The organism is Protaetiibacter mangrovi (assembly GCF_024752305.1).
Lineage (GTDB): Bacteria > Actinomycetota > Actinomycetes > Actinomycetales > Microbacteriaceae > Homoserinibacter > Homoserinibacter mangrovi.
In genome coordinates this window covers 49074-62444 of sequence record NZ_JANTHX010000005.1, presented here as the reverse complement: position 1 = coordinate 62444, position 13371 = coordinate 49074, and the positions used below count along the sequence as shown (strand labels likewise).

The 13371-nt window shown below is 72.1% G+C and carries 13 protein-coding genes; 7 read left to right on the top strand and 6 right to left on the bottom strand.

Features of this window, described 5'->3' with window-relative positions; all coding sequences use genetic code 11:
- Window positions 1–97 precede the first annotated feature (97 nt).
- Together ilvA and NUH29_RS05125 are read right to left on the bottom strand one after the other, a co-directional pair.
- Window positions 98–1366: a threonine ammonia-lyase gene (ilvA, locus tag NUH29_RS05130; protein WP_258797948.1), complete on the bottom strand. Its 1269-nt coding sequence runs from the start codon at window positions 1364–1366 to the stop codon at window positions 98–100.
- Window positions 1326–2516: an AI-2E family transporter gene (locus tag NUH29_RS05125; protein ID WP_258797947.1), complete on the bottom strand. Its 1191-nt coding sequence runs from the start codon at window positions 2514–2516 to the stop codon at window positions 1326–1328. The genes ilvA and NUH29_RS05125 overlap by 41 nt, the downstream gene beginning before the upstream one ends.
- A gap of 172 nt (window positions 2517–2688) precedes the next feature.
- Between NUH29_RS05125 and NUH29_RS05120 the strand changes: the two genes are divergently transcribed.
- From NUH29_RS05120 to NUH29_RS05100, 5 genes are read left to right on the top strand one after another with little or no spacing between them, the layout of a single operon-like run.
- Window positions 2689–3819 carry an ABC transporter substrate-binding protein gene (locus NUH29_RS05120; protein WP_258797945.1) on the top strand — a complete coding sequence of 377 codons (1131 nt, stop codon included), beginning with the start codon at window positions 2689–2691 and terminating at the stop codon, window positions 3817–3819.
- Window positions 3816–4673, top strand: coding sequence for an ABC transporter permease (locus tag NUH29_RS05115; RefSeq protein ID WP_258797944.1), 858 nt, complete (start codon window positions 3816–3818; stop codon window positions 4671–4673). The genes NUH29_RS05120 and NUH29_RS05115 overlap by 4 nt, the downstream gene beginning before the upstream one ends.
- Window positions 4670–5464 (top strand): ABC transporter permease, encoded by a 795-nt coding sequence (locus NUH29_RS05110; protein WP_258797943.1) that lies wholly within the window; start codon window positions 4670–4672, stop codon window positions 5462–5464. The genes NUH29_RS05115 and NUH29_RS05110 overlap by 4 nt, the downstream gene beginning before the upstream one ends.
- Window positions 5461–6561: an ABC transporter ATP-binding protein gene (locus tag NUH29_RS05105; RefSeq protein ID WP_258797942.1), complete on the top strand. Its 1101-nt coding sequence runs from the start codon at window positions 5461–5463 to the stop codon at window positions 6559–6561. Before NUH29_RS05110 ends, NUH29_RS05105 begins: the two co-directional genes overlap by 4 nt.
- A gap of 38 nt (window positions 6562–6599) precedes the next feature.
- Window positions 6600–7817: a winged helix-turn-helix domain-containing protein gene (locus NUH29_RS05100; protein WP_258797941.1), complete on the top strand. Its 1218-nt coding sequence runs from the start codon at window positions 6600–6602 to the stop codon at window positions 7815–7817.
- 13 nt (window positions 7818–7830) lie between these two features.
- Here NUH29_RS05100 and NUH29_RS05095 read toward each other — a convergent pair whose 3' ends face one another.
- Together NUH29_RS05095 and NUH29_RS05090 are read right to left on the bottom strand one after the other, a co-directional pair.
- Window positions 7831–8529, bottom strand: a complete 699-nt coding sequence (locus NUH29_RS05095; protein WP_258797940.1) for a hypothetical protein — start codon at window positions 8527–8529, stop codon at window positions 7831–7833.
- A gap of 82 nt (window positions 8530–8611) precedes the next feature.
- Window positions 8612–9184: a LemA family protein gene (locus NUH29_RS05090; protein WP_258797939.1), complete on the bottom strand. Its 573-nt coding sequence runs from the start codon at window positions 9182–9184 to the stop codon at window positions 8612–8614.
- Between the two features lie 81 nt (window positions 9185–9265).
- Here NUH29_RS05090 and NUH29_RS05085 point away from each other — a divergent pair, with 81 nt between their 5' ends.
- Both NUH29_RS05085 and NUH29_RS05080 read left to right on the top strand, forming a co-directional pair.
- Window positions 9266–10012 carry an ABC transporter ATP-binding protein gene (locus NUH29_RS05085; protein WP_258797938.1) on the top strand — a complete coding sequence of 249 codons (747 nt, stop codon included), beginning with the start codon at window positions 9266–9268 and terminating at the stop codon, window positions 10010–10012.
- Window positions 10009–10740 (top strand): ABC transporter permease, encoded by a 732-nt coding sequence (locus NUH29_RS05080; protein WP_258797937.1) that lies wholly within the window; start codon window positions 10009–10011, stop codon window positions 10738–10740. Before NUH29_RS05085 ends, NUH29_RS05080 begins: the two co-directional genes overlap by 4 nt.
- Before the next feature lie 63 nt (window positions 10741–10803).
- Here NUH29_RS05080 and NUH29_RS05075 read toward each other — a convergent pair whose 3' ends face one another.
- The gene (locus NUH29_RS05075) at window positions 10804–12150 is read right to left on the bottom strand and encodes a D-arabinono-1,4-lactone oxidase (RefSeq protein ID WP_258797936.1); all 1347 of its coding nucleotides are present in this window, start codon (window positions 12148–12150) and stop codon (window positions 10804–10806) included.
- Window positions 12147–13367, bottom strand: a complete 1221-nt coding sequence (locus tag NUH29_RS05070) for an amino acid deaminase/aldolase (protein ID WP_258797935.1) — start codon at window positions 13365–13367, stop codon at window positions 12147–12149. The genes NUH29_RS05075 and NUH29_RS05070 overlap by 4 nt, the downstream gene beginning before the upstream one ends.
- Between the last annotated feature and the right edge of the window lie 4 nt (window positions 13368–13371).

Here is a 13371-nt window from a genome sequence, read left to right as displayed (position 1 = left end):
TTACGCGTGATGCGACTCACGTCAAGAGGCGAGAACCCGCGCAGCCGGGCGCGCCCGGCGGAGCGGAGCGTCGCGGATCACCGCGGCGCAAGAAGAATCAGACCGGATCGACCCGGGGGCGGTAGCCGGCGTCGCGGAGGCGGCGCAGCACGAGCTCGGCGTGCTCCGCGCCGCGGGTCTCCATGTGGATCTCGATCTCGACCTCGCTGATCTGCAGGCCGAAGCCGTGACGGGTGTGCAGCACCTCGACGACGTTCGCGTTCGCCTCGGCGATCAGCTCGGCGATCCGGGCGAGCTGGCCGGGGCGGTCGGGCAGCGGGATGTTGACCTTGAGGTAGCGGTGGGAGGCGGCGAGACCGCGGCTGATCACGCGCTCCATGACCATGGGGTCGATGTTGCCGCCCGAGAGCAGGATGACCGTCGGGCCATCGACGTCGAGCTGGTCGGAGAGGGCCGCGGCGACGCCGACCGCTCCCGCCGGCTCGACGACGAGCTTCGCGCGCTCGAGCAGCACGACGAGCGCGCGGGCGGTGTCGTCGTCGTCGACCGTCACGACGCGGTCGACCGCGTCGCGCACGATCGCGAAGTTGAGCTCGCCCGGCCGCCCCACCGCGATGCCGTCGGCGATCGTCGGCCCGGTGGTGATGGCCGTGGGCGCGCCGGCGGCGAGCGAGGGCGGGTACGCCGCCGCGTTCGCGGCCTGCACCCCGATCACCCGCACACGGCGTCCGAGCTCCGGCTCGAGCTGGGCGAACGCCGACGCGACGCCGGCGATCAGTCCGCCTCCGCCGATCGGCACGACGACGGTGGCGACATCCGGCACCTGCTCGAGGATCTCGAGCGCCAACCCACCCTGACCGGCCACCACGTCCGGGTGGTCGAACGGGGGGATGACGACCGCCCCGGTGCGCTCGGCGAACTCGGCGGCGGCCTGCAGCGTCTCGTCGACGACGTGCCCGTGCAGCACGACCTCGGCGCCGTAGTTGCGGGTGGCCTGCAGTTTCGGCAGCGCGACGCCGAGCGGCATGAAGATGGTGGCGCGGATGCCGAGCTCGCGCGCCGCGAGCGCGACGCCCTGCGCGTGGTTGCCCGCCGACGCCGCGACGACGCCGCGCGCCCGCTCGTCGTCGGTGAGCTGCGAGAGCCGGTTGTAGGCCCCGCGGATCTTGTACGACCCGGTGCGCTGCAGGTTCTCGGCCTTGAGGTGCACGGGCGCCCCGAGCACCTCCGAGAGGAACCGCGACTCCTCCATGGGCGTCACGACGGCGACGACGGAGGCGCGCTCGCGCGCACGGCGGATCTCGGCGAGCGAAGGTCCGGGGAGCTCAGTCACGGATGCTGCGGCCTCTCGTCGACGGGACGACATCCGCGACCGACGGATGCGGCTTGGTGCGCCACTCGCCCCGCGCGATGTAGACGATCATCGCGTTCAGGGTGGCGGTGAGCGGGACGGCGAAGAGCGCGCCCGGGATCCCCGCGAGGAATCCACCCGCGGCGACCACGATGACGACGGCGAGCGGATGCACCTTCACGGCGTTGCCGACGAGGAACGGCTGCAGCACGTGACCCTCGAGCTGCTGCACGCCGATGACGATGAGCAGCATGACGAAGGCCTGCCACGGCCCCATGAACACGAGGGCGATGAACACCGCGAGCGCCCCCGACACCACGGCGCCGACGACGGGGATGAAGGAGCCGAGGAACACGAGGATCGCGATCGGCACGACCAGCGGGAAGCCGTCGTAGAACAGGCCGAGCACGAACGCGCCGAGTCCGATGCCGACGGCGTCGATGAACGCGACGAGCACCTGCACGCGCACGAAGGTCGAGAGGGTGATCCAGCCGGCCTCGCCACCCCCGATCAGGGCGGCGCGCGACCTCCGCGGGAAGATGCGCACGATCCAGTGCCAGATGCCGCGCCCGTCGATCAGGATGAACAGGGTCGCGAACAGCACCAGCAGGAAGCCGGCGAGGAAGTGGCCGACGCTCGACCCGACGGAGAGCGCGCCCGACCAGATGACCCCCGCGTCGTCCTGGATCGAGGTGACGAGCTGGTCGACCCAGTCGTCGAGGTCCGACTGGGAGAGACCGAACGGGAGATCGAGCAGCCACTGGCGCAGATCCTCCCAGCGCAACAGGGTCTGATCACGCAGAGCGGGGTAGCCGTTGATGACCGTCACCACGGTCAACCAGATCAACCCCGCGAGCACGGCGAGCACGCCGACCTCGGAGACGGCGACCGCCGCCCACTTCGGCCAGCGGTGCGCCTGCAACCAGTTCGAGAAGGGCACGAGCAGGGCCGCCAGCAGGAGGGCGACCATGAGCGGCACGACGATGTAGCGCAACTGGATGACGAGGAAGATCAGCAGGCCGATGACTCCGGCGACGACGAGCAGACGCCAGGACCAGGCGGCGGCGATGCGCATACCCGCGGGCACGGCGTCGGCGACGCGCGCGTCGACCGCCCGGCGCGCCTCCTCGTCGCGAGCACGTTCGCTGCGGAATCCGAAGGCCACGGAGCAAGTCTAGGCGGGGCGTATTCCCGAGGCCGATCCGCGCAGCCGACCATCGCTCGTCACCCGAGCAGCACCGACTGTTCACCGGGCCCGCGCCGGCTGGTCACCGCGCGCGCCTACCGTCGGCCCGTCGCGTCACCCGCGCGCCACCACCGAGAGGAACAGCATCCCCATGACATCCCTTCTCCCCGCCCGCGCCCGCATCGCGGGCGTCGCCGCCCTCGCGGCGACCGCGATCGTGCTGACCGGCTGCGCGAGCGAGCCGGCCACCGGATCCGGCGACTCGGATGCGGCCGCCGCCACGAGCGTCGCCGACTTCGGCACCTTCGCCGACCTGGAGGCCGCGGCCGAGGCCGAGGGCGCGCTCAACGTCATCGCGCTCCCCCGCGACTGGGCGAACTACGGCGAGATCCTCGACGCCTTCGCCGCCAAGTACCCCGGGATCACGATCACCGAGATCTCGCCCGACGTCTCGAGCGCCGAGGAGATCCAGGCCGCGAAGACCAACGAGGGCCTCGACACCGCCCCCGACGTCTTCGACATCGGCCTCACCGTCGCGCTGCAGAACACCGACGTGTTCGCCCCCTACCAGGTGCAGACCTGGGGCGACATCCCCGACGCCCTGAAGGAGCCCTCGGGCCTGTTCGTGGGCGACTACGGCGGGTACATGTCGATCGGCTACGACTCGTCGAAGTACCCCGAGCCCGCGACCCTCGACGACCTGCTGGGCGCCGACTACAAGGCGGCCGTCGCCATCAACGGCGACCCGACGCAGGCCGGCGCGGCCTTCGCGGCCGTGGGCCTCGCGACCGTGCAGTCGGGCGGCGACCTGGACGACTTCCAGCCGGGCATCGACTTCTTCGGCGAGCTGAACACGGCAGGCAACATGCTGAAGCTCGACGTCACGAGCGCGACCGTCGCGAGCGGCGAGACCCCCGTGGTCTTCGACTGGGACTACCTGAACGCGACCCACGTCGCCGACAACCCCGACTGGAAGGTGCGCGTGCTCCCCGGCACCGGCTACGCCGGCTACTACAACCAGGCGATCAACAAGGACGCCCCGCACCCGGCGGCGGCGCGCCTGTGGCAGGAGTTCCTCTACAGCGACGAGGCGCAGAACCTGTGGCTCAAGGGCGGCGCACGCCCCGCGCGCATGGAGGCCATGATCGCGGCGGGCACGATCGACGCGGATGCCGCCGCGGCGCTCCCGGAGGCCCCCGCGGACGTCGTCGTGCCCACCGAGGCGCAGTCGACCTCGGCCGGCACCCTGCTCGGCGAGAAGTGGGCGGCCGCGGTCCAGTGACCTCCGCCACCCGCAGCACGTGGGCGGCGATCGGGCTCGCCCCGTTCGCCGCCTACGTGCTGCTGTTCCTGGCCCTGCCGACCGTGCTCGCGGTCGCATCCGGGCTCGTCGACGCCGACGGGGCCTTCACCCTCGACAACATGGCGGCGCTCGGCGATCCCGTGATCCTCGCCACCTTCGCCAACTCCACCTGGTTGTCGCTGCTCACCGCGGTGATCGGCGCCGTGGTCGGCGCCCTCGTCTGCTATGCACTGCTCGGCCTCTCGGAGACCGGCGCCGTGCGCACCGCGGTCGACGCCGCGGCCGGCGTGTTCGCGCAGTTCGGGGGCGTGATGCTCGCCTTCGCGTTCATCGCGACGATCGGCCTGCAGGGCGTCGTCACGCAGCTGCTGCTCGGCGCGGGGATCGACATCTTCGCCTCCGGCCCGTGGATCTACGAGCTGCCGGGGCTGATCCTGCCGTACGTGTTCTTCCAGATCCCGCTCATGGTCATCACGTTCATGCCCGCGCTCAGCGCCCTGCGACCCCAGTGGGCGGAGGCGAACCTCACCCTCGGGGGCAGCCGCGCCTCGTTCTGGACCCGGATCGGCATCCCGGTGCTCGCGCCCTCGTTCCTCGCCTGCACCCTGCTGCTGTTCGCGAACGCGTTCTCGTCGTACGCCACGGCGGCGGCGCTCGCCAGCCAGGGCTCGCAGATCGTGCCCCTGCAGATCCGCACCGCCCTCACCAGCGAGACGGTGCTCGGTCGCGAGAACCTGGCGGGCGCCCTGGCGTTCGGCATGATCGTCGTGGTCGGCGTCGTGATGTGGCTCTACTCGCTCGTCCAGCGGCGCGCGGCGAGGTGGCGCGGATGAACGGCATCGCCCCCTCCCGCGTCACCCGCTGGGTGATCGGCATCCTGGTCGGCGCGTTCTTCGCGATCCCGATGCTCGCGACCCTGCTCTACACCTTCCGCGACGGCGACGGCTTCTCGCCGGTGCACTGGGCGGCCCTGTTCGATCCGGCCAAGACCTCCTCGTATGCGCCGATCTGGGTGGGCCTCGGCAACTCGCTCGTGCTCGCGGTGGTGACCGTCGCGATCGTGCTGTTCCTGCTGACGCCGACGATGATCCTCGTGCACCTGCGGTTCCCCCGCCTGCGGCCGGGGTTCGAGTTCCTCGTGCTGCTGCCCATCTCGATCCCCGCGATCGTGCTCGTCGTGGGTCTCGCGCCGATCTACCAGCAGCTCGGCCGGATGCTGGGCACCGGAGCGTGGACGCTGGCCTTCGCCTACGGCATCACGGTGCTGCCCTTCGCCTACCGGGCGATCCAGGCGTCGATCGACGCGGTCGACATCCGCACGCTCAGCGAGGCCGCGCGGTCGCTCGGCGCCGGCTGGGCGACGATCGTGCTGCGGGTGATCGCCCCGAACCTGCGCACGGGCCTGCTGGCCGCGTCGCTCATCTCGGTCGCGGTGGTGCTCGGCGAGTTCACCATCGCGTCGCTGCTCGGCCGGCAGGTGTTCCAGACGGCGCTCGTCGTCGTCAAGAACACCGACGCCTACGCAGCCGCCGTGTTCACCCTGCTCGCGTTGGCGTTCGCCTTCGTGCTGCTCATCGTGATCGGTCTCGCCGGCCGCTCGCGCACCCGAAAGGCCGGATCATGACCACCTCCCCCATCCCGGTGCGGGCGCTCCCGCGCACCTCGGAGAACTCGCTGCTCGCCGAGGCCGGCACGGGCACGCGGGTCGAGTTCCGCGGCATCGTGAAGGACTACGGCGCGACCCGCGTGCTGCACGGCCTCGACCTCGACGTCGCCCCCGGCGAGTTCGTCTCGCTGCTCGGGCCGTCCGGGTGCGGCAAGACGACGGCGCTGCGGGTGCTCGCCGGCCTCGAGCAGGCGAGCGCCGGCGTGGTGCTGCTCGGCGACGCCGACGTCTCGGCCGTGCCGACGAACCGACGCGACATCGGGATGGTGTTCCAGTCGTACTCCCTGTTCCCGCACCTGCGGGTGGTCGACAACGTGGCGTTCGGGCTGCTGCGCCGCAAGGTGGCGAAGGCGGAGGCCGCCCGCCGCAGCCACGACGCCCTGGCCCTGGTGGGGCTCGACCATCTCGCCGACCGCTTCCCCCACCAGCTCTCCGGGGGCCAGCAGCAGCGGGTCGCCCTCGCCCGGGCGCTCGTCACCGAACCCCGCGTGCTGCTGCTCGACGAGCCGCTGTCGGCGCTCGACGCGAAGGTGCGCGTGCAGCTGCGCGACGAGATCCGCCGCATCCAACTGCGGCTCGGCATCACCACCGTGTTCGTCACCCACGACCAGGAGGAGGCGCTCGCCGTCTCCGACCGCATCGCCGTGATGAACGCCGGACGGATCGAGCAGATCGGAACCCCGGAGGAGCTGTACCTGCTGCCCGCGACGCCCGAGGTGGCGGCCTTCGTCGGACTCTCCAGCCTCGTGCCCGGCATCGGGGAGGGCGCGTCGGTGCGGGTCTGGGGGCAGTCGCTGCCGGTGAGCGGCGAGGCGGTGTCGGGCGAGGTCGACGTCTTCGTGCGCCCCGAGAACGTGCGGCTCGTCGCGACGGACGGGACGGAGGCGACCGTGCAGGAGAGCACCTTCCTCGGCAGCTTCCGCCGCACCCTGGTGAAGACGGCCGACGGGGCGATGGTGCGCGTGCAGCACCCCGCCTCGGAACGGGTGGAGTACGACGACCGCGTGCGGATCGCGATCGACCCGGAGCCCGTGTCGGTGCGTCCGCGACGCTGAGATACCCCGCGTCGGCGGCGGACGGTAGCGTCGCACGGGTGGCCGACTCCGTCTCCCCCGCATCCGCGCGACGCATCGCCCTCGCCGCCCAGGGGTTCGGGCGACCGCGGCCCGAGGTGGTCGGCACACGGCAGCTGAACCTGCTGATCGAGCGACTCGGCCTGCTGCAGCTCGACTCGGTGAACGTGCTGGAGCGCAGCCACTACCTGCCCGTGTTCGCGCGGCTGGGCGCCTACGACAAGACCCTGCTCGACAGGCTCACCTTCGCCAGACGCGGCCCCTACCGCGAGTACTGGGCCCACGAGGCGGCCCTCATCCCCCTCGAGCACTGGCCGCTGTTCCGCTTCCGCATGCAGGACTACCGCGACTACTTCGAGCGCTCGGGTGACCCGTGGCTCGCCGCGCACGCCGACACGCTCGGCTGGCTGCGCTCCGAACTCGCCGAGAAGGGCCCTCTGCCGGCGTCGAAGATCGAGCGGGACGCCTCCGCCCCCCGCCGCGGGAGCTGGTGGGAGTGGGACGAGGTCAAGCGCGGGCTCGAGCGGATGTTCCGGGTCGGCGAGGTGGTGTCGGCCGGGCGCAGCGGCTTCGAGCGCACCTACGCGCTGCCCGAGCAGGTGATGCCCGCGGAGCTCTCGGCGCGCGAGGTCCCGCGCGAGGAGGCGGTGCACGCCCTCATGGAGCGCTCGGCGCGCGCCCACGGGATCGGCACGCTGTCCGACCTGGCCGACTACTACCGGCTGAAGAACGCGGATGCGAAGCCCGCCCTCGAGCGGCTCGTCGACGAGAGCGTGGTGCGCCGGGTGACCGTGCCCGGGTGGACGAAGCCGGCCTACCTGCACCGCGAGGCCCGCATCCCCCGCCGCATCGAGGCCACCGCGCTGCTGTCGCCGTTCGACCCGGTGGTGTGGGAGCGCGAGCGCGCGCTGCGGCTGTTCGGGTTCCACTACCGCATCGAGATCTACACCCCCGCCCCCAAGCGGGTCTACGGCTACTACACGCTGCCGGTGCTCGTCGACGACGCCCTCGTCGGGCGCATCGACCTGAAGAACGACCGCAAACGGGGCGTGCTGCGGGTGCAGTCGGCGTGGCGCGAGCAGGGTGCTCCGGATGCCGTGGCCGAGCGCATCGTGCCCGCCCTGCGCGAGCTGGCCGCGTGGCAGGGGCTCGGCGAGCTCGAGGTGGTCGACCGCGGCGACCTGGCGCGCGCGGTCGCCGCGGAGGCGGGCGTCGCGCTCCTTCCGGCGTCGGCCTGAGATCGACCGAAGGTCACGGACCGGGCGCGATCCGACTTCCGGGTCCGACGAAGACGACCCAGCTCCCCGGCGTGGTGTTCTGCGAGACCCATGCCGCGACGTTCGACGCGAGGGTGTCGCGGTCCGTCTCCCATTGCATCCACCATCCCGCCGGCTTGACGGCCGTCGCGACCCATCTCATCCCCCCGACCGAACCGTCGTCGTGCGGCACCGCCATGCTGCGCAGACGCAAGGTCACGATCGACTTGCCCGCGCCGAGAACGTCGGCTTGAAGGCTCTTCTCCTCTTCGAAGTTGTCGATCGCCGCCGCACCGTTGTCGGTGGCCGTGTCGACGCCGATCGCATCCAGGCGCGCCTGGATGTCGGCCGTGACGAGAGCGGGCAGAGGTTCGTCCGGGTCGGTGACGACGTAGCGACCGTCCGGAAGCGGGTAGTAGTACAGGGAGTCGTCGGAGGTCGACGGGTCGTCGCACCAGGCGGCGAACTCCGCCTCGTCCAGGACGTCGCCCGTCGTGTGGACGGCGGAGGCCGCGGAGGTGCCACCGGTCGTCGGGGGCGTCGGCGTCGGCTCCATCGTCGACGTCGATGTCGCCGTGGGCATCGGATCGGACGAGCTGCGCGAATCGCCGCCCGCACAGCCGGTGAGAGCCGCGGCCAGCGCGAAAGCGGCCACGACGACGACGGGGGCGCGATTCGGTCGGATGCGGGTCATGGTCCCATCCTCGCAGGCCGGCCCCGGCGGTCCGGCAACGATTCGAGGACATCTCGACCCCGACGGCGGGCGTCGCAGAGGTCTAGAACTGCACGCGGGGCGGCTCGGCGACCGCCGACGCCCCCGACACCTCGAAGAAGTCCCGCGCGCCGTATCCGAGACCCCGCACGAACAGGCTGCTCGGGAAGGCACCGAGCTTCGCGTTGAACTCGCGGACGCTGCCGTTGTAGGCGCGGCGGGCGGCCTGGATGCCGTCCTGCGCCGCGACGAGATCCGTCTGCGCCTGCAGGAAACGCGGGTCCGACTGCAGCTTCGGGTAGCCCTCCGCCACGGCGAGGGCCGCCGTGACCGCCGCCTGGAAGCGCTCCTCCGCGGCGGCCGCCTCGGAGGGCGTCCCCGCGTCGACGGTGGCGCCGCGGGCCGCGGAAACCCGCTCGACGACGCCGCCCTCGTGCGACGCATGTGCCGAGACGCTGCCGACGAGGCCCGGCACGACCTCCGCCCGCCGCTCGAGCTGGGCGGTGACCTCGCCCCACGCGTCGTCCACGCGCGCGTGCAGCTTCACGAGACCGTGGTAGCTCGACCAGAGCCAGACGCCGACGATGACGACGACCACGACGGCGACGCCGATGATCACGAGGACGAGGGGATCCATACCGGAATCCTACGGCGCACCCGGATCCCGCGACCGCGCGTTCGCCGCGGATTCGGCGGGCGTTGGCGGATAATCGCGAACGTGATCGACACCCGCGACGCCGTCGTCGCGCACGCACTCGTGGTCCGGCGCGGACGGACCGAGATCCTGCACTCCGTCGACCTCCGGGTGGCGGGCGGCCAGGTGGTGGGGCTGCTCGGTCCGAGCGGGGCCGGGAAGACCACCCTCATGCGCGCGATCATCGGCGCGCAGCACATCGGCTCGGGCACCGTCGAGGTCTTCGGTCGCCCCGCCGGGCACCGTGTCCTGCGCCGGCAGCTCGGCTACATGGCGCAGTCCGCGGCGATCTACGACGACCTGACGGTCGAGCAGAACCTGGACTACTTCCGTCGCGTGCTCGGGGCTCCGGCGTCGGACGTCGACCGCGTCGTCGCCGAGGTCGGGCTCGACCCCGTGCGCAGGAACCTGGCCTCCCGGCTCTCGGGCGGTCAGCGGAGTCGGGTGTCGCTCGGCGTCGCCCTGCTCGGCGCGCCGCGGCTGCTCGTGCTCGACGAGCCGACGGTCGGTCTCGACCCGGTGCTGCGCGAGGAGCTGTGGGGGCTGTTCGCCCGCCTCGCCGCGAGCGGCACCACCCTGCTCGTCTCGAGCCACGTCATGGACGAGGCGCGGCGCTGCGACCGCCTGCTGCTCGTGCGCGAGGGGCGCATCATCGCCGACGACACCCCCGCCGGCCTCCTCGCGTCCACCGGCGCATCCGACCACGACGAGGCGTTCCTGCGGCTCGTGCGGCGGGACGCCGCGTCCGGCACCGGTGGGGAGGCGGCATGAGCCCGCGCCTCACCTTCGCGACCGCGGGACGCGTGCTGACCCAGATCCGGCACGACCCGCGCACCATCGGGCTGCTGCTGGTGGTACCTGCCCTGCTGATCGGGCTGATCGCCTGGATCTTCGACGACACCCCGGTCTTCGATCAGGTCGGTCCGGCGATGCTCGGCATGTTCCCGTTCATCGTGATGTTCCTCGTGACGAGCATCACGACGCTCCGGGAGCGCCGTTCGGGCACGCTCGAGCGGCTGCTCGTGCTCCCGCTCGGCAAGGGCGACTTCATCGGGGGCTACGCGCTCGCCTTCGGGCTGCTCGCCACCGCCCAGGCGGTCGTCGCGGTCGGGTGGGCGGTCTGGGGGTGCGGGCTCGAGATCGACGGGGAGCTCTGGATGCTGGTGCTGGTGGCGGTGGTGAACGGCCTGCTCGGCACGATGCTGGGCCTGCTGGCGAGCGCCTTCGCCTCGACCGAGTTCCAGGTGGTGCAGTTCATGCCCGTCATCGTGGCGCCCCAGATCCTGCTCGGCGGCATCTTCCTGCCGCGGGATCAGATGCCCGACGCGCTGCAGGCCATCTCCGACTGGCTGCCGCTGTCGTACTCGATCGACGCGTTGAACCTCGTGCAGGACGGCTCGGACGGCGGCCAGGTGATCGCGGACGTGCTGGTGGTGGCCGCGTTCGCCGTCGGAGCGCTCGTGCTCGCCGCGCTCACGCTGCGGCGTCGCACCCGCTGACCGACGAAAACGGGCGGGTCGCACGGCCCCCCGACCGCGCGACCCGCCCACCGTCCCCCCGCGTCAGCGACCGAGCGCGCGCTCGAGGTACGGGTTCTGGAAGACGCGATCCGGATCGAGCCGGTCGCGCACGGCGAGGAAGTCGCCGAAGCGCGGGTAGCGCTCGGCGAACACGCCCGCGTCGAGATGGTGCATCTTGCCCCAGTGCGGCCGTCCGCCGTGGGCGAGGAAGATCCGCTCGGCCGCGCGGAAGTACTCCGCCGGGTCGTCCTTCACGTAGCGGTGCACCGCGATGTAGCCCGACTCGCGCCCGTGGGCGGTGGAGAGCCAGTTCTCGTCGGGGGCGGCGGCCCGCACCTCGACGGGGAACGAGATCCGCCACCCCGAGGCGTCGATCATCGCGCGCAGCTCGTGGAGCGCCGCCGGCACCTCGTCGAGCGGCAGCGCGTACTCCATCTCGCGGAAGCGCACGTTGCGCGGCGCGGTGAACACCTCGTAGGAGTGGTCGGTGTACTCGCGGTCGCCGTAGACGCGCGTGGCGAGCCGGTTGATCGACGGGGTGAGTCGCGGCGCCAGGTGACCCACGTTGCACATGAGCGCGAGGGCCGCGTTCGACATGAGCTGCTCCTCGACCCAGTTCGCGACGGCGCCGACCGGCTGCCGCCCGGCGTCGAGCGGCAGGCGGGTGTTCGTCTTGGTCATCACCCGGTCGGTGTGCGGCCACCAGTAGAGCTCGAAGTGGTCGGCCGCCTCGACGCGGGCGCGGAACTCGTCGATCACCTCGAACGGCTCCGGATGCTCGACGGCGTGCAGCAGATACGCGGGCGCGCACTGGATCTCCAGCTCGACCAGGATGCCGAGCGCCCCGAGGCCGAGGCGCACCGCGGGCAGCAGTTCGGCGTTCTCGCGTTCGTTCACCCGCAGCAGCGAGCCGTCACCCGTGACGAGGACGACTCCCGTGATGGTCGTCGCGAGCCCGCCGAAGGCGAGCCCCGTTCCGTGCGTCCCGGTCGACGTGGCGCCCGCGATGGACTGACGGTCGATGTCGCCCATGTTCTGCAGCGCGAGCCCCCAGGGGGCGAGCAGTTCGGGCAGCCGATGCAGGCGCGTGCCTGCGGCGAGCGTCACCCGGCCGCTCGCCGAATCCGCCGTGACGACGCCCTGCAGCCGGTCGAGGTCGACGAGGATGCCGTCGGTCGCGGCGATCGCGGTGAAGCTGTGCCCTGCCCCGACGGTCTTGACCGGGAGTCCGCGTTCCCGGGCGGCGCGCACCACCGCCTGCACCTCGGCGACGTTCGCCGGTGACGCGCGGAACGCGGGGCGCGACGACTCGGAGCGCCCCCAGTTGCGCCACGGCCCGGCCGCACGCAGCGGAGCTCGGGTGCCGTGTCCGGATGCTGTGGTCGTCACAGGAAGGCCTTCCCCTCACCGCGGTAGGTGGGAATGCGATCGAGGATGCGATCGCCCTCCACCAGCAGGAACTCGTTCAGATGCTCCGAGAGCTCGCCCGCCTTCACGTGCCGGAAGAAGACCCGGTCGCCGATCTTGAGGTCGCGCGCAGCCGCGCCCTGCACGGGCGACTGCACCTCGCCCGCCTCCTCGCGGGGCAGATAGCCGAGGCCCTCGGGCCAGACGGGGCGCGGCAGCCGACCCTGTCCGGGCGGTCCGGAGGCGATCCATCCGCCCCCCAGCACGGTGGCGATCTCGGCGGTGGGGCGGCGCACCACGCTCATCGCGAAGGAGGCCGCCGGGGCGGGCTGGAAGTGCGCGTAGCCGTCGAACAGCAGGGGGCCGAAGAGGCCGGAGCCGGCGGCGATCTCGGTGACCGAGTCGTCGGCGTGGGTCGATTCGAGCGACCCCGTGCCGCCGCCGTTGACGAACTCGAGGTCGGCGATCTTGCGCACTTCGGCGACCGCGGCACCGCGCCGCTCGCGCAGCTCGGCGGCCGAGGCCTTCTGCATCGCCCGGATGGCGACCTTCGAGAGGCCCTGATTGCCGACGCCGGCGATCTGGGCTTCGTAGCCCATCATGCCGACGAGCCGGAAGCCCGGGCGCTTGACGATCGCCGCCGCGAGCGAGGCGGCCTCCGCCACCTCGTACACCGGCGAGCGGCGCACGCCGACGTGACCGAGCACGGGGTTGCGATAGCTCGAGTCGAGCTCGAGGCACACCCGGATCTCGGCACGCTGGCTGGTGGGTGCGATGCTGTCGACGAGGTCGAGGTGGGCGAGCGAGTCGACCATGAGCGTCACGCGCGACGCGAGCTGCTCGTCGGCGGCGAGCTGCGCGATCGCCAGCCGGTCCACGCTCGGGTAGCCGACCACGACGTCGTCATGGGTCTCGGCCAGCCACAGCGCCTCGGGCAGCGTGTAGGCCAGGATGCCGCGGTAGCCCGGCAACGCCAGCACGGCATCCAGCACCCCGCGCACCCGCACGGACTTGCTCGCGACACGGATCGGGGTGCCCTGCGCGCGCGCCAGCATGTCGTGGGCGTTCGCCGCGAGGGCCTCGACCGAGATGACCCCGTAGGGCGGTTCAACCCCGCCGGTGGCGGCCGCGAGACGCGGCCACCACTCGGCGGGCGCCCGCCACGGTCGTTCGGACGGAGATACCAGGGGGAACGGCATCCCG